The 15,860-nt window shown below is 48.4% G+C and carries 13 protein-coding genes and 1 tRNA gene; 3 read left to right on the forward strand and 11 right to left on the reverse strand.

Going from position 1 to position 15,860, the window contains the following annotated elements:
• Positions 1-48: 48 nt before the first annotated feature.
• Positions 49-1,245 (forward strand): site-specific integrase, encoded by a 1,197-nt coding sequence (locus J0M34_01100; GenBank protein MBN8542843.1) that lies wholly within the window; start codon positions 49-51, stop codon positions 1,243-1,245.
• A 111-nt stretch (positions 1,246-1,356) separates the two neighbouring features.
• Complete coding sequence (locus J0M34_01105; GenBank protein MBN8542844.1) at positions 1,357-8,424, forward strand: hypothetical protein; 7,068 nt, start codon at positions 1,357-1,359, stop codon at positions 8,422-8,424.
• Here J0M34_01105 and J0M34_01110 read toward each other — a convergent pair whose 3' ends face one another.
• On the reverse strand, positions 8,425-8,775 hold the full coding sequence (locus J0M34_01110) for a helix-turn-helix domain-containing protein (protein MBN8542845.1): 351 nt from the start codon (positions 8,773-8,775) through the stop codon (positions 8,425-8,427).
• Between the two features lie 459 nt (positions 8,776-9,234).
• A tRNA-Arg gene (locus tag J0M34_01115) sits at positions 9,235-9,311 on the reverse strand.
• Positions 9,312-9,412: 101 nt separating this feature from the next.
• On the opposite strand from J0M34_01115, the gene J0M34_01120 reads away from it, so the two are divergent.
• Entirely contained in the window at positions 9,413-9,793 is a 381-nt protein-coding gene (locus J0M34_01120; GenBank protein ID MBN8542846.1) for a hypothetical protein, read from the forward strand.
• A 5-nt stretch (positions 9,794-9,798) separates the two neighbouring features.
• Here the strand turns inward: J0M34_01120 and ykgO are convergent, their stop codons facing one another.
• From ykgO to J0M34_01165, 9 genes are all read right to left on the reverse strand, one after another.
• Positions 9,799-9,924 carry a type B 50S ribosomal protein L36 gene (gene ykgO / locus J0M34_01125; GenBank protein ID MBN8542847.1) on the reverse strand — a complete coding sequence of 42 codons (126 nt, stop codon included), beginning with the start codon at positions 9,922-9,924 and terminating at the stop codon, positions 9,799-9,801.
• Positions 9,925-9,959: 35 nt separating this feature from the next.
• Complete coding sequence (locus J0M34_01130) at positions 9,960-11,801, reverse strand: glycosyltransferase (GenBank protein MBN8542848.1); 1,842 nt, start codon at positions 11,799-11,801, stop codon at positions 9,960-9,962.
• Positions 11,801-12,583 (reverse strand): hypothetical protein, encoded by a 783-nt coding sequence (locus J0M34_01135; protein MBN8542849.1) that lies wholly within the window; start codon positions 12,581-12,583, stop codon positions 11,801-11,803. The genes J0M34_01130 and J0M34_01135 overlap by 1 nt, the downstream gene beginning before the upstream one ends.
• A 116-nt stretch (positions 12,584-12,699) precedes the next feature.
• Positions 12,700-13,188 (reverse strand): F0F1 ATP synthase subunit B, encoded by a 489-nt coding sequence (locus J0M34_01140; protein MBN8542850.1) that lies wholly within the window; start codon positions 13,186-13,188, stop codon positions 12,700-12,702.
• 1 nt (position 13,189) lies between these two features.
• A complete protein-coding gene (locus tag J0M34_01145; GenBank protein ID MBN8542851.1) occupies positions 13,190-13,738 on the reverse strand; it encodes a hypothetical protein in 549 nt (182 codons plus the stop codon).
• Between the two features lies 1 nt (position 13,739).
• The gene (locus tag J0M34_01150) at positions 13,740-13,961 is read right to left on the reverse strand and encodes a F0F1 ATP synthase subunit C (GenBank protein ID MBN8542852.1); all 222 of its coding nucleotides are present in this window, start codon (positions 13,959-13,961) and stop codon (positions 13,740-13,742) included.
• A 37-nt stretch (positions 13,962-13,998) separates the two neighbouring features.
• The gene (locus J0M34_01155; GenBank protein ID MBN8542853.1) at positions 13,999-14,745 is read right to left on the reverse strand and encodes a F0F1 ATP synthase subunit A; all 747 of its coding nucleotides are present in this window, start codon (positions 14,743-14,745) and stop codon (positions 13,999-14,001) included.
• Between the two features lie 8 nt (positions 14,746-14,753).
• On the reverse strand, positions 14,754-15,056 hold the full coding sequence (locus tag J0M34_01160; protein MBN8542854.1) for an AtpZ/AtpI family protein: 303 nt from the start codon (positions 15,054-15,056) through the stop codon (positions 14,754-14,756).
• 57 nt (positions 15,057-15,113) lie between these two features.
• Positions 15,114-15,839 carry a DsbA family protein gene (locus J0M34_01165; protein MBN8542855.1) on the reverse strand — a complete coding sequence of 242 codons (726 nt, stop codon included), beginning with the start codon at positions 15,837-15,839 and terminating at the stop codon, positions 15,114-15,116.
• Between the last annotated feature and the right edge of the window lie 21 nt (positions 15,840-15,860).

A 15,860-nucleotide genomic window follows, 5' to 3' on the forward strand; every position in this document is an offset into this window, starting at 1 on the left:
ATTGGTGACTTTTTAACTCTCTGACCAGCGATGAGTATGCATATAAAATTGACAAAAAAGACAATCGACGGATTCGCATTTGAAACGTCTGAGAAAAAAGATATTCGCTGGGATGCGGAAATGTCTGGCTTCGGCGTGCGTATTTATCCAAGCGGCAAGAAGGCATTTATTTTGTCTTATAGGCAGCATGGTAAAAAGCGCCTGCTTACGATCGGTCAATATGGAAAAATTACACTTGACCAAGCTAAGGATATTGCGCGTAAGCGGCTAGGGGAGGTGGCAGACGGTAAAGACCCGCTACTTGCACGTAAGGCCGTAAAAAAGAAAAATGTAAACACTGTTGAAAAAGTTTATCGCGAGTTTCTCGAAAAATATGCGAAACGTTTCAATAAGCACTGGAAAGAAACGCACCGTATTTTTCAAAAAGATATTTTACCTGTTATCGGTAAAACGCCAATAGACGAGGTTAAGCGACAAGATTTGGTAACAATTCTCGACGATGTTATGGAGCGCGGGGCAGGGATTATGGCGAATCGCACCCTTGCAGCGCTAAAGCGCTATTTCGGGTGGTGTGTGGAGCGTGGGTTAATCGAGTATTCGCCTGCTATCGCGATTAAACGCCCTGCGCGTGCAAAAAGCCGTGATCGTGTTCTTAGTGATAGTGAAATTGTCGAAGTTTGGGGCGCCGTGGACGAAATGCATTATCCATTTAGCTCGATTATCAAGTTTCTACTAATTACGGGTCAGCGTCGTGGTGAAGTTTCGACGATGCGGTGGAGTGATTTCGACAAAAAAGAAAAGATTTGGACGATTCCGCAAGAATTCACGAAATCCAACCGCCGCCAAGAAGTGCCGTTGTCGGATGCAGCGTTGGAGGTGCTTAATTCAATAATCAATCTTGGCGATTATGTATTTAGCAGTACAGGTTTTCGCCCGTTTGAGAATTTCTCGCGCGATAAGGCTGAGCTTGATGCGCGCATTAATAAAGCGCGTGCGAAACGCCCTCCTGAAATGCAGCCGTGGACGATTCATGACTTACGTCGCACAGTTGCAAGCGGCATGGCGAGATTAAAAATCGCACCGCATGTGATTGAGAGTGTTTTAAATCATAAAACGGGAATTATTAGTGGCGTTGCTGCGGTTTATAATCGCCACGATTATTTCGAAGAAAAACGTGAAGCCCTAGATTTGTGGGCTAAGTACGTGATTGAATTGCTCGAGGCAAAAGAGGAAAAATCATTATAAATCAATTGCTTGTATTTTTTTTTGGCACGCGCATAAAAATGCGGATATTAATAAAATTCTAACTAATTTAAGCCACAATGTCCTGAGATAGAACAATAATCAGGCTAGGCAATGCCACCACAGGGCTCAGGAATCATAGGATGGTTTAGGGATTTCTTCGGAAGAAATTCGGCGGCACCTGCTGCCGCCAATAACGCTGCTGGTCTGCGTTTTGAAGATGGACCAATTATCATAAGCGATATGCCAGTGGACCCTACGCATGGCGTGGTAATACAAACCTACGAAGGTGTAACTGGTAATAACATTTCTCGCATGGTCTCTGGTCAGAATTATGACCTGACATCGGAACAGAGATCGTTGGCGAATGCTATTGAGGAAGCCTATCGCAATTTACCCGTTGTAGGTACTCGTGAGATGCCAGATGGCCGTTCTATCGAAGTACGAATCCCATTAGGTGAGGCGCGAGCTGTTCGCGTAGATGGCCGCAATATTGTTTTTGCTAGTACGTTCATGCCAGCGCAGGAAGTATCTGCAGCTACTACAGCTGAATTACAAGCTGCTTTGGCGGAGCGTGCGCGTATTGCGGTGGAGAGTGCTTCGCAAGCTTCCTTCCGAGCGGCGCAAGCCGCAGGTATAACGAATCTCTACATGCCAACACTTCGAAGCAATGCCATCGGGGGTGGCAATAACCTTGTGTCTGCGACGGATGCAGGTGCCGCCATTGAGCGTGCACGGATTGCTTCAGGTGTTGAGATTAATCCAATTGTTCGTCTGATGGGTGGTGAGCAATCTCAAGCTAACGTGGATTTTAGAGCGGGTGTAGCGAGTGTAGTAGAATCACCCCCATCGCTTGCAGCTATTGATAACTCTGCATTTGCTCGCGATGTTTTGGTGTTGAGCCAATCATCGCCAACAGCTGCAGAAATTATGCCGTTACCTTCTCGTCCTGAATTTTTCTTAACTGATGCAGCAGATGCATCGCGTGTGCAATCTGTAATTGACGGTTACTTCTCCAATCACGGGCTACCAATGACGCATCAGATTATTGAGCGTGGCGGCCGACAGTATGCGGTGTTTTATACTGTAAATGAATCTGATTCTCTTACTGGAAGAGATCGCGCAAGTATTGCTAGATACATGGGACGAACGATTGCTCGTGAAGCTGGCGTTGCAAGCGTCGAGTTCTTTGTGGGTGATCCTTCTTCTTCACGGACGCTAACTAGTGCTATTGAATTTCGTAACCAAATCCTAGATTTAAGTGTACCACAAGCAGATGTTGTGAGCGCTGCTGCAGAATTTAGAGGGGGCACTTATTTTGCCATGCTTCCTGAAGATGTGGAGCATGCGAGACAATTAATTCGTGAAAACTCGGCAACAGCTACGCGCAATAAATATGGCGATACTACTACAGCGTTTGGCAGAGAAATATCAGGCTTTCACGAAGTAAGTTTAGTTGTCGATGGCCAGAGAATTATTTATCTTGGAAGTGGTGATCCTGAATTTCGATTCGGTGGCAGTGAAGCTGAGTTGCTTGGTCGTGAAGGCATTCCTCATTCTGGAACATTGTTTGAGAATATTCAAGATCCGATCGAACTTAATCGTCTTCGTTATAAACATTTACAAGAAATACTAGCGCAACATCCGCGAGGTTTAGACTATCTAGACAGTGTACTTCCTAGTGTCATCAATCCTATATTGACAGAATCAGACTCAACTCAACTAAGAATGGGTGCGACGACTACATTTGAGATCCCTAGCCATCCTGCTGATGGAGCATCGCGCTTAGTGGTTCTGCGTCGTAATGCTGCCACGGGCGATGGTTTGAGTCTGGTTGGCGGTGGCGGCGAGGGTAATGAAACCCCTCTAATCACTTTACGTCGCGAGATGGCTGAAGAGTTCGGGCATTTTGTGCGTAATCCACAGCAACAAGCTGAGCTTGATGCCGTACTTAGTGTATTAGAAATCGAAGAGCGTTTTGCCGTCATGGATGGTACGGTTGATACGCATAACTATGCGGCGCAAGTGCGAGATGTTGCAGTTACGGTGAATGGTGTTGAACATAATGCGCGCACGCTGGCCCATAGATTATTTGCTCAGTTTCAATCAGATGGACCACTAGCCAATGCAGAAATTCAAGGGATGTGGTATGGCACACCTGAAGATTCCGCACAGCTTTTACCAGAAATGCGTTATGCACATGAGGGGCTGAATCTTGCGCGCCATCCGATGGTTGCTTCGCATGTAAGCCTTGAAGCTGATGGTGTGCTGATTGCACGTGTTGCTGCAAATGCAGGTCAGACAGTAGAAGCATTGGCGTTAAATTCTGATGCTAGGGTACCGATGCCGTCCAGCGCTGCGGATGCAATAAATACTGGCAATATTACGGTTCTCGCTAGTGATTTGCCAGATAATTCGATTTCTGCGGTCAACCGTTCGCGCCGTGCCTTACTGCGTATTAATTTAACTGACTCTGCGGGCTTTAATGGTAATCCTGATTTGATTGTAGATGCGCATGGTCGTCCGTCGTTGTTGGGTATCGCCAGTGTTAATCGTAATCCGAACACTGGTGCGCTTGAATCTGTAACCTTCATTAATCCGAAAGATAGTGCAGGTGTTAGTTTTACCCCGCGTCCAGAGGGCGGTTATGACATCGTCAATACCGTTGTGGGCACAAACTACAATATTCAAACCTATCCTGTTAATGACGGTATATTGATTGTTCCTGCAGACGAACTTTACCAAGTGCGAGCATTGCAAGATTTGATCTTTGCGCAAACAGGTCAACCAAATGCGGATGGTGTTATTACCGCCAATATTCAACAGTTCGATGGCGCAATACGCGATGCGCATACTTACTTCACTAGCGAAGGTCTTATAGCGGATCTCTATAGTTCGACTATGGCAGATTTGTATGATACGGAAGCAGCCATTTTCAAACGTCATGAGGCGATTGAAGGTAGCATTTGGCGCAAAAATGCCAATATTACGTTCCATGTAGTGCGCGTACCTGCGGAATATCAGGGCACGGATGGCGGAGTTCAACGCCAGTTCTATGAATCCCGCTTTGTCGTTGTGAATGAAGGCGGTGTTTCACGTGCGGTTGCTTATGATTACGCAGTTGAGAACTTTACCCAACGCGATGGCAGCCCAATTGATTGGAACGTTGTTGATACGGTGAATCCACTTGAATTAGCCGATGTGCGTTCCCGTATGGGTCTTACCGCACCTGTCGAATCCATCGGAACGTTCATGCACTCTAATGTCACGGTAATTGCGAATGACTTGACTGCTGATCCTGTGCCTGCGGTAAATCTGTCACGCCGTACGTTGCTACGCATCAATCTAACGGATGTAGTTGGCTACAACGGTAATCCGGGGTTGATCAGGGATGCGCATGGTCGTCCGTCGCTGCTGGGTATTGCCAGTGTTAATCGTAATCCCAACACTGGTGCGCTTGAATCTGTAACCTTCATTAACCCAAAGGACAGTGCGGGTGTCAACTTTACTGAGCGTGCAGACGGTGGGTATGATGTTGTGAGCACGATTGAAGGTACGAACTACAATATCCAAACCTACCCGTTTACAGATGGCGTTTTGATTGTACCTGCGGATGAAACTTCACAGGTGCAGGAGCTCCATGATATGTTGGTCGCACGTTTAGGTCAGCCTAATGCAGAAGGTGTGATTACAGCTAATATCGAGCAGTTCGATGGTGCGCTGCGTGACGCACACAATTACTTTACGCGAGAAGGTCTTGTGCCTGACCTCTATAGTTCGAACTACGAGAGTATGTATGAGCCTGGCACGAACACACCAAAGAACCACGAGCCTGTGGAAGGCAATGTATGGCGTAAGAATGCGAAGATTACTTTCCATGTAGTACGTGTACCTGCGGAATATCGAGGTACAGATGGCGGTGTACAACGGCAGTTCTATGAAACACGCTTCGTGGTCGTAAACGAAGGCGGCGTATCTCGTGCTGTAGCATATGATTACGCAGTTGAGAACTTTAGACAGCGTGATGGCAGCGCTATTGACTGGAATAGTATAGATACGGTGAACCCTATGGAACTGGGCGAGGTGCGTGCTCGTATGGGACTAACCGCACCTATCGAATCTATCGGAACATTCGTTGATATGGAGCAGCGCATACCATTTGATGTTGGCGAAGCATGGGCAGATGCTGCTCATCGTCCTGCACCCACAGATCTTTTTCCTACAGATGGTCGTCCCCTTGGTGGCGTGGTAGATAGTTCTGTTCCGCCAAGAATCGCTCCTGATGCTCAAATCGTTTCACCTGCTGCACTTACTGAGATTTTGCGCGGTACTCAGTTAGCACTTAACAATGCAGGTGGTGCTGAAGTATTTGAGGTTACATTCCCTAGAGGCATGAATGCAATTGATCGTGGTCAAATTCTAAGCAGTCTTGCGAGATCTGGTGTAAATCCAGACAGCTTTTCTCTCAGTGGTGATCGCGTTGCCATTCCCGTAACTGAATTAAATAGGGGAACTTTGTTATCGGTTCTGGAGCATTCTGTGCGAGCTCCTTCGGGCTTCATTCCTGTAGGAGCTCGTGGTGCATCCGTAGGTGGCGCAGCATTTGGTTTAGCATTCGTACCATTGCAATATGCGACTACTTACCAGCTTGATAGAGAAGCAGGCGGTGAGCAGCTTGCGTATGGTACTGCTTCGATGGCTGCCAATGCAACAGGTGGTATTGCAGGGGCAGCAGAAGCGGCGGCATGGATACGTGCTGGTCGTGCAGGTATTCCAAGTACAGGTGTCTTACGTGTTGCTGGCAGTGCTGCCATTCCGCTAGTGCTGGCAGCAAGTGCTTTTGAAATGGGTGCAGCTTATGAATCAGGTAGTGGTTCACGTGGCGCAGCAGCAGCGGGTGGTGCGGTAGGTGGTATTGCAGGTGGTATTGCAGGTGGCGCTGTATTTGGTCCATGGGGAGCCGCTATTGGTGGTATTGGTGCTGGTCTTGGTGGTGCAGTATTGAGCGCTGATGCATTCGGTGATGATGTACAGCGTTGGTTTGTAGGTATGCGTCACGATGAAGCGCTTGCTGCTATTAATCGTATCTCTGCGCTACGTACTGCTACACGTGGACTTAGTGGTGAGGCGCTACATGAACAGGTACGTTTGAGGCTTTCACGTGATCAAGGTCTTCGACGTGCACGAATACCTAGCGAAGAAGAAATACAAAGAAATATGGCCCTTGCTACGCATGCAACATGGTCGGAATTCATGGCGGATGTTGATATCTCTTCGCGCACGGGTGTTATGCAGCCTATCACGCAACGCCTTATTACTCGCGGCTTTACGTTAGAAGAAATTCGAAGACTTACCGAGCGTGCGCCTCGTGAAGATATTGCTTCTACTGTTGTAAATATTCCCATTTCAGGGTTGCCAGACGCTTTTACGATTCCAACCTCTGCAGAGATGGAAGCGTATCGTGGGCGTTTAAATGACCGTTACGGCAGTGCAGCTGTTCAGCGCTCTATTGATTTAGAAGGTCGTGCATTACAACAACGCGCGAACGAGCGCCGCCCCAATATCAGTGAAGATGCTTTGGCAACAGAGCATGGTCGCCAATTCTTCGACCGTGTTTTTGAATATCAATATCGTTTTCAAATGGGTGCGGGAGTCAATCGCGCAACAATTATACGCGCATTGACTGACTCTAACTTGCAAAGACAAGCTGGACTTAGTGAAGAAGAAATTGAGCGCCTATCTGCCAACCAAGAGAACGTTTATGTCATTCCAGTCGGTACACGGCAATCGACCGCTCTGACCCAACGTCTTTTTAGAATGATGAGAATTGGCATATTTGATGAAGGGACGGGTGCAACGTATCGCCAAGTTGGTAACAATTATGTTATCAATATGTCGCAAATTCATGACTCGCTTTACCCAGAAATCCGTCAAATGATGGAAGAGTTTGTGCAAAACAACCCCGAGCAAGTAACTATTGTTAAAAATGACCCACCACAGCCTATACGCGAACTGCGTAATATGGAGTTTTTTAATCCAGAATACGCGCCACGTTTAACATTGCCAACAGGTCAAGAATTCGTGAGTTTGTTGAGCTCGAGTGGAGTAGATGTTACTAATATTCGTGATGTTACTGGTGAGTCTGCCATGTTCGCGAGTATTGCCCCCGATGCACGAAGTGCTTTGGGTGGTAATGTGCCTGAAGGTTGGCGTGTTAATCCTGCTTATGCACTACAGATTAACCGTCAGATAGGTCGTGAGAATGTGGGTACTACAGTTGATGCGCAGACTGTTAATGCCTTCCGTATTGCAATTTTGGGCGATAGGCCTTCTGAGCGTGATCAGCAGCGTTGGCAACAGTTTTTACGTGTAGGTCCAGCGAGTGAGCAGGGGCAACAATTGATTGCCGATGCTACGCGTGATCATAGAAATGCTGAGTTACTTGGCAATCGAGAATTTGTAATGCAACTACAGCGCATGGCTTCAGTGGCCAATCGCGAATTGCCAATCGACGGTGTTTATGGCCAAAGAACTAGCGAGGCGCTAGAACAATTGACTAGTAACCAGTGGGATGAAATCCAAGCAATTGGACTAGGCACACCAGAAGCGGGTACTATGCTACAGCGTAGTGTAGAGCGTACTCTTGGCCGCCATGTACAGATTATGGCGGGCATTCCTGAAGCGGAGCAGGACGGTATTATTGGCCGCCGTACGCGTGGAGCATTGCAGGAATTGCTGGGTGATCGTTATGAAGAAGCGAGACGTGCAGGCTTTATTTCAGAAGCAGGTTATGCAATCATTGCCGAGGCATATGTTACGCAACAGAACGCGTTGCAGTTACAACAATCGCAACTAGAGGAAAACGAGTTGCTCAGGGGCCTTGATTCAGTGCAAGCCACAGCTCTAGTTGCTGATATTCAGTCTATTTCATCTGTGCTTAGTAACGTTACTTATGTTGACACTGAAGCCCGTACTGTTCCTGCAATTCTTGCAGATAACCAACTGGAGGCGGCGGATATTGAAATTGTTCTGCAATATTTGCGCGATAATCCATCGATTTTGGGTAATAGGACTCTGGAGACATTATCAGACGACGGCAATGCAGCGCTTACATTGGGTGATTTGCAGGCCGCTATAACGCGTATTCGAGAGCAATCGGCTCAAGATAATAGTATTCAGTAATTATTTTGAAGTGTTCATCTTCTTATTGTCATCACTCCACGCGATTAAATCGCTGACTTTATAGCGAATGGTCTTTTTGCCGATTTTTACGAATTTTGGGCCGCCGCCTTTGGTGCGGTAGCCTTGTAAGGTGCGATAGGAAATGCCGAGATATTCAGATGCATGTTTTTCGTCGATATGTAATTCGGAATCCAATTTAGCGAAACTACATTTTTCGGGAATTATTTTTGTAATTATTTCGCTGTTTTTTGTAATGTTTTGCGACCTTACTAAAATTCTAATTCCCGTAAATTCATTATTTTTGAATTTTAATTCGGATTTTTCCCAATTTATTTCACCCGCAATAAACATATTTACGGGTATTTTTACGGGTGCATCTTCAATATGTTGCGGATGTTTATATCCGTAAACTATTAATTCACCTGTTTTTACGCGATGTAATAATTGGTTTTTTAATTCCGTAATAATTTTATCGTGCTGATATTTAGCGGTTTGATATTTTTGCAGTGAGTTGCTAATTCCCTCTAATGCGCCCCAGAAACCTTCGGTTTTGTTTTTTGTATTTGGTGAAAAATCATTGAGTATATTTCTATAATTCGCAATTAATTCGCTATCACCATAATCAAATAATGCATTTGCAAGCGGCGATCCTGCTAAATAATCCTTTTCGCTAATTGCTGTTGCTATGTTTTGCATCGCGTGAATGTAGTTAAGTATTGCGTTATTATCAAACGCTGTTCGTTTGGTGACTTATAGGTGACTTTTTGAGATTGGATTTCTGGATGTATTTACTGAAAGCCTTGGAAATAATGGCGCACCCGTCAGAATTCGAATCTGAAACCTCCTGATCCGTAGTCAGGTGCTCTATCCAGTTGAGCTACGGGTGCGCAGTCCCGTTGGGGAGCGGCAACCTAACCAAGTCGATTGCAAAACTCAAGCAGGAATTTACTTGGCATCTCAGCTTCCTCCGTGCTACGAAAACCACTCTATGGTCCTTACAAAATCACGTTTTTTCGTTGCTATGGCGCTGGCCTTCACTCTGATGGTCGCCGCACACGCTCAGGCGCAGAGCAAGCCATTGGTGGTGATTCGCTTTAATCAGCCGCGTATTTACTTCGAACAGCAGCTCTACACAGCCGTTTCACGCGCTGTAGGCGTGAAGCCAACGGTGATGTTTGATTTGGTGTCCTACGTGCCAACGACGGGCCAAGAGAAGCTGGATGCGCAATGGCAAGCCACCGCGCGCCATAATACGCAGGCGATTCTGAAAAGCATGACCGAGATGGGCGTGCCCTCAAGCCGCATTAGCACACGCGCACAGCCTGTTCGTGGCGGCGAATACGACGAAATACATTTATTCGTGAGATAGGCTGATTAGCCCTGACGCGCCTTCATGCGTGGGTTCTTTTTATTGATGACGTAAAGACGGCCCTTGCGGCGTACAACGCGGCAGTTTTTATCGCGCTTCTTTGCGGATTTCAGTGAGCTCATTACTTTCATACATCTCTCCTTTAGCCCTTGCGGGAGGCGCATGTCTAATGGCTCGCTCGCGCCCTGTCAATAGCCTCTTGTGTGGTTTTTAATAACGTACTCACTCCGTGGCGGGTTTTCTCCCAGTGATGGGGTCTAAAAACAAGGTCTTTCAATGCCTTAATGCTGGCCGCAGAGTGCAGCAACCAGTAAAATGGATAGGCAACACCAGCATGGCGTATGCCAATACCCTCCCAGCCTTCATAACGAATCACCGTGCGCGCATAAAGCCAGTGGCTTGCAATGCCCCCGATGAGCGACACGATGCACATACCCATAAGTGTGTCGGGCAAGTGGGTGCTGAAAATACCTAAAAAGGAAATCACGAAAATCACCCAAAAGACTGGCGCGAGCAAAAAGGTGAGGGCAGGCGCGCCGATGAAAAAATGAAATCCATAGTAAGCAGTGTGGCCAAGGCGTTTGCGTAAGTTGCGAAGGTCGCGCGTGTAAACCAGCCATGTTTGTAGGTAGCCTTTAATCCAACGTGCGCGCTGCTTGAACCATGCGTTGAGTGTGATGGGGGATTCCTCCAAGGTCATGGAATCGAGCATTTGCGTGCGATAGCCGAAATAGGCAAGGCGAATGCCCAAGTCTGCATCTTCGGTGACATTAAATGCATCCCATGCGCCGACTTCGCGAAGTATTTCCGTGCGCAGATGATTGCTCGTGCCGCCCAACGGAATTGGAATGCCAATGTGCTGAAGTGCGGGCAACATGAGTTTGAATAGTGCGCTATATTCAATCGCGAAAAGGCGCGTGAGCATATTCTCGTCGCGATTATAGTAATTGAGTGGTGCTTGCAGGCAGGCGACTTCGTGCGGCAATGCACGGAAGCGATTCACTGCCTTACGAAGCTGAGATGGTTCGGGCATATCCTCCGCATCGAAAATCACCACGAATTCACCGCGCACGCTAGGCAGTGCGACATTGCAGGCCTTGGGTTTGGTGCGTGGGTGTGATGGTGGCACCATTACCATCTCACAATATTCCGCAGGGTGAAGCGCTTTTAGGGTGGCGATAGTTTCAGCATCATCACCTTCGCAAATCAGTTTTACATCGAGCAAATGCTGTGGGTAGTCGAGGCTATTAATCGCGCGCAATAGATTGCGAATCGTGGTCTCGCTCTCGCGATACATGGGCACGAGAATCGAGTAGATGGGTAAATCTTCGTCTTCCACTAGTATTGCGTGCCTACTGCGTGGCAGCTCCGCCCAAATGAGATAGAGATAGAGTTTGAAGGCAAGCGTGGAGAGATAAAAGCCGTTGCAGAGAATGATCAGCACATACCAAAGCTGGTTAGCGGTAGAGATGAAGAGTGCGCTGCCCAGTAACGCCACTGCAAGCGCAGTGCTGATGATTTGGTTGCGTGTCATGGTGCGGTCGGCGCTGAGGTTTTTGAATTTACGGCGCAGGGTATGTATCGCGTTGCGTGTGGCGCTGGTGGAAGTGTAGGTGGCAAGTGCATGGCGAATATCGCGCGGCGAGGTGACGGCGAGCGTAATATGCTTGGCATAGTGTCGCGTTGCCCATGCAACTAATTCTTCACTTGGTTCAGAAGTAGCCAGTGTCAGGTGATTCCCTTCGAGTGCGAAGGGTATGTAGTGCCGCGTGCGATAATGGCTAATGTCGGTACGGCGCAATAATGTGTACGCGCGTGGTGCGTTATCCAGCCACACAAGCGGCAAGTTATACTGGCGTGCGATGGCTTCGGTAATAGTGCGTTGGGGGAGTAATCCATAATGCGTCAACAGATGGCCGAGGCGGGTTTTGAAGCGTGCTTGCAGTGCAACGGCTTTTGCAACCGCGCTGGCATGTTCTGCACCCAGAATGTCGCCCAATCGTTGCATCAGAACCTCTGTGTGAGGCCAAGTGAAAATCCTTGCCCGCCACCTGTTTGCCTACCAGCGATATGTGAGAAATAGGAAAACTGCACGTCCTGCCAATAGTCAATATGGTAAAGCGCCGTGATTTCCGCTTTGCCTAAATCATAATCCAAAGTGCCGCTATTGCTGAATGATTGGGTGTCTAACTCGACCGCATAAATAGAGCGAATCGCCGATACAAGTTGCCATTGGTCGGTGAGTGTCACGCCATAGGCAATATCGGTTCGCCACTGTGCCTTCTGTCCACTACGTTCGCGGTAACCAAAGCGTGCGTCGATGTAGTCAGTTTCGCTAAGTAAGCGGAAACTATGGCCCATCAGTAAGGAGAGCTCGGTGTCGGTACTGTTAGTGCCGCCGCGCGGACTGCCTGATTGCTCATATAGGCTGGGAAGTTTAATAAGTGGTTGTAGTGATACTAATGAGTGTTTTCCTTTCCACAATAATAGTCGCGCAAAAAATTCAGAGTCGGCGATACCCAGATTACTCTCACCACTTTGAGAAACGCGATTGAGAAAGAGATTCGTGCCGAGGGTGAGGTGATCGCTCCACCCATATTCGCCATAGAGATTGAGCTCTTCTTTACTAAAACGTGACTGTGCAGTGGCATTGCCGCCTTCGTTAAAATATTCATCGGTGGTGTAGAACGTTGCTTGCCTGCTTAGCAGTGTTCGTCCAGCCTCTTGCAGCCATGCGCCCGCAGAAGCGGGTAGGGGCAATAGCATCACTGCAATCCACACATATCTCATGGATGCAGTGATAATCGATTCCAGCAGATGCAGAAACGATAAAGTTTCCGTTTTAGGGATTCAGTAGGATTTAGGTTGCGCCATGCGCCAGCGACTCATAGCGAATCGCGGAGGAATTAGTGGAGTTTTTCGACTTGGCTCAGTGCGCGGCTGATGGTCGGGTCGTCTTTGCCGCCTTTGAGCTGATCGCCAACCAGTAAGCGGGTAGCGCTGATTGCAACGTCCACCATGTGCTGACGCACTGTGTCGTTGGCTTCTTTTTCCATGCGTGCGATTTTTTCATTCGCCTGTTCGGTACGGCGTGTAATTGCTGCCTTCAAATCGACTTCAGCGCGCTGTTTCATGCGCTCAACTTCAACTTTTGCATTCGCCAATGTCTTTTCAGCTTCCGCGAGCATTTCTTTTTGCTGCTGCTTGTAGCTCTCAAGGAGGGCTTCAGCCTCGGCACGAAGTTGCTTTGCTTGCTCAAGCTGTGCACGGATCGCGGCAGAACGACCGTCGAGTCCTTTGAGGATAAGCGGCAATACATAACGTGCGAATACAACGAGAAACAGTACGAAACTTACTGCTACCCAATTTTTTGGCTCGTGGATCCAATCGAACATATTACGCTACCTTCTTCACAGCAGATTGTGCGTCACCGCTTGTGATGTCCTTACCCAAGATGGCGCCAGCAATGGCTTGCACCAGCTCTGCCGTTGGCAGTGCTGCTTCGGTGAGGGCTTTTTGCGTTGCCGCTTTGGTTGCGCGCTCAGCGTCGGCCAATTTGGTTGCGAGCGTCGCGTCCAACTTGGCTTGCTCGCTCGTGAGCTGCGCGTTCACTGCTGCCAATGTCTGAGCGATCATCGCGCTGGCTTCAGCGCGCGTATCAGCACCAACATGGGCAAAGCTACCTTTTGCTGCTTCCGCAGACGCACGAAGCATTTCTGCTTCTTTCAATGCGCTTTGGATAGCGTCGTCACGCGTATCAAGCACCTTACGCATCGTTGGGTTGATTTGTACCAACACAACGAGCAACAACACCGCAAAGCTCACCGTCAGCCAGAAGAGCTGCGAGGCAAACCATGTGGGGTCAAGCTGCGGAATAGGCGCCGCCAGTGCTGGTGTGGTTACCAGCACGAGCGGTGCAATCAATGCGAAGGTGCGTGCGTTCAACTTAGCCACCGATCATGATGCCGAGTACGAACGAAAGCAGACCCATGAACTCGGCGAATACTGCACCGAGAATCGCTACTTTACGAACTTCACCAGCCGCGCTTGGGTTGCGACCAATTGCTTGTGTTGCGCCACCGAATACGAGGCCTACACCGATCGCTGCACCGAGCATGCCGAGTGCAACAAGGCCCATACCGATGAATTTTAATGCTTCCATTTCCATAACAAACTCCAAAGTTGATAAAATTAAATTCTATTCCTCAATGCGCTTCCTCATGCACGGCTTCACCGAGATACATGCACGATAGCAGCGTGAAAATATACGCTTGAAGAATGGCGATAAACACCTCGAAGCTTGTCAGCAATACGAGGAAAACCATCGGCGCGATGCCGAAAATACCGAGCGGCACAATAAAGCCCGCAATTACTTTGAGAAGAGTGTGACCCGCCATCATGTTTGCGGCAAGACGGATTGCCAAGCTGCATGGGCGCGAGAGGAACGAGACAAGCTCGATCAAGAATACCACGGGAATAATCCACATTGGCAAACCTTCTGGAATGAAGTGCGCGAAGAATTTCACGGGCCCTTGTTTTACAATGCCAACCAGAAACACGCTAAGGAACACGAGAGCGCCCAGCGCGAAGGTCACGATGATGTGGCTGGTAACGGTGAATGAAAATGGAATCATGCCGAGCAGGTTTGCGGCCAGTACGAACATGAATACGCTAAAGATGTATGGGAAATACTTACGGCTACCATGGCCAATATTTTCGACAACGATTCCGTCCACGAATTGGAAGGTAACTTCCGCAAGACCTTGTAAGCGGCCTGGTACCATCGCGCGCTTGCGCATAGCGAGCGTGTAAAACAGCCAAACCGTTACAACGGTAAGCACCATGAATAGCGAAGCGTTTGTGAAGCTGATATCGTGACCATAAAACGGCGCTAATTCGTAAAGTGGTTTCACTTCGAACTGGGCGATGGGGCTATGTTCAGCTGCGCTCAATGCTTCCTCTATGTTTTAGTCGTTTTCTTTTTTCGTGAGGTGTTACCCTCGCGTTGCCACATGACCCGTACTCCTGCGGCGGAACCAATCATCAAACCGACGACGGTGCCCCACGGAAGCGTGTCTTGCCACCAGTCGAACGCGTAACCAAGTCCCACCCCTACGATTGTCGCGGCAACAAAGTCGCTGACAATACGCATGGCGTCACCCTCGGCTTTAGCGATGCCTGCACCTTGCGGTGCTGCGGTCGCCTCTTTCAGTGCGGAAATCTTGGCTTCCAGCGCCTGAAGCTCGTCATCTGGCTTGCTCATGGCGGGCGCAATCTACTTGGAACGCACCAACTGTCAAGCGCATGTTAACGCTGTGAATTATTTCGTTTCTTTGGGTGCTTCCACGGCCTTAATGAAGGCTTCAGTGGTTAGGCCGTCTTTGAGGACCATGGGCGCGCCATTCAGGAAAAAGCTAGGAGTTCCCTTAACATGCAGCTTTTCCATGCCTTCTTTGCGGCTGCCAAGTACCTTGGTTTCGAGTGCTGCGTCGCTGATGCAGCTATCAAATGCGGCACTATCAATCCCGTTGGCTGCACCGATTTCTTTGAGTTTATCAAGGAACTGGGGGGTAAATGCCCATTCGTCCTGTTTGGCATAGAGCTCTTCCATAAGCTTTAGGCGGTCAGCCTTAGCGCCACATTCCACGAGCATTGCTGCGCGAAATGCAGGCTGATTAAGTGGGAAATAGCGCAATACATGCTTCATTTTACCCGTATCGATCAGTTGTTTTTTAATTTCTGGCAGCATTTCTTTGTGAAAATGCGCGCAGTGTGGGCAGGAGAGCGAAGCATATTCGACAACGGTATTCGCAGCGTTTGCCTTGCCGATGACAATATCATCTGAGCGCACGGTGAGGGCGCTTGCATCAAATGGTGTTTCTGGCTGCTCTTTTTTATCTGGCTCTGCTTGCGCGGCGTTGGCATTCACGTTGGCAGCGTCAATTTCGCGCAGTTCTAGGCTGTTGCTGTAATAGCCAATACCTGCGGCCGATGCGATAACAGCAATGATTACACCCCATACGAAGCGATTTGATTTTTGTGCCATATGTTTCTCCTGTGGTGGCGG

This window comes from Alphaproteobacteria bacterium (assembly GCA_017302575.1).
Lineage (GTDB): Bacteria > Pseudomonadota > Alphaproteobacteria > Rickettsiales > UBA3002 > JAFLDD01.

Excerpts from the sequence above, each read along its gene's own strand:
- J0M34_01105 (MBN8542844.1), top strand. The coding sequence starts at position 1,357 with ATGCCACCACAGGGCTCAGGAATCATAGGATGGTTTAGGGATTTCTTC.
- J0M34_01110 (MBN8542845.1), bottom strand. The coding sequence starts at position 8,775 with ATGTTTATTGCGGGTGAAATAAATTGGGAAAAATCCGAATTAAAATTC.
- J0M34_01120 (MBN8542846.1), top strand. The coding sequence starts at position 9,413 with ATGGTCCTTACAAAATCACGTTTTTTCGTTGCTATGGCGCTGGCCTTC.
- ykgO (MBN8542847.1), bottom strand. The coding sequence starts at position 9,924 with ATGAAAGTAATGAGCTCACTGAAATCCGCAAAGAAGCGCGATAAAAAC.
- J0M34_01130 (MBN8542848.1), bottom strand. The coding sequence starts at position 11,801 with ATGCAACGATTGGGCGACATTCTGGGTGCAGAACATGCCAGCGCGGTT.
- J0M34_01135 (MBN8542849.1), bottom strand. The coding sequence starts at position 12,583 with ATGAGATATGTGTGGATTGCAGTGATGCTATTGCCCCTACCCGCTTCT.
- J0M34_01140 (MBN8542850.1), bottom strand. The coding sequence starts at position 13,188 with ATGTTCGATTGGATCCACGAGCCAAAAAATTGGGTAGCAGTAAGTTTC.
- J0M34_01150 (MBN8542852.1), bottom strand. The coding sequence starts at position 13,961 with ATGGAAATGGAAGCATTAAAATTCATCGGTATGGGCCTTGTTGCACTC.
- J0M34_01160 (MBN8542854.1), bottom strand. The coding sequence starts at position 15,056 with ATGAGCAAGCCAGATGACGAGCTTCAGGCGCTGGAAGCCAAGATTTCC.
- J0M34_01165 (MBN8542855.1), bottom strand. The coding sequence starts at position 15,839 with ATGGCACAAAAATCAAATCGCTTCGTATGGGGTGTAATCATTGCTGTT.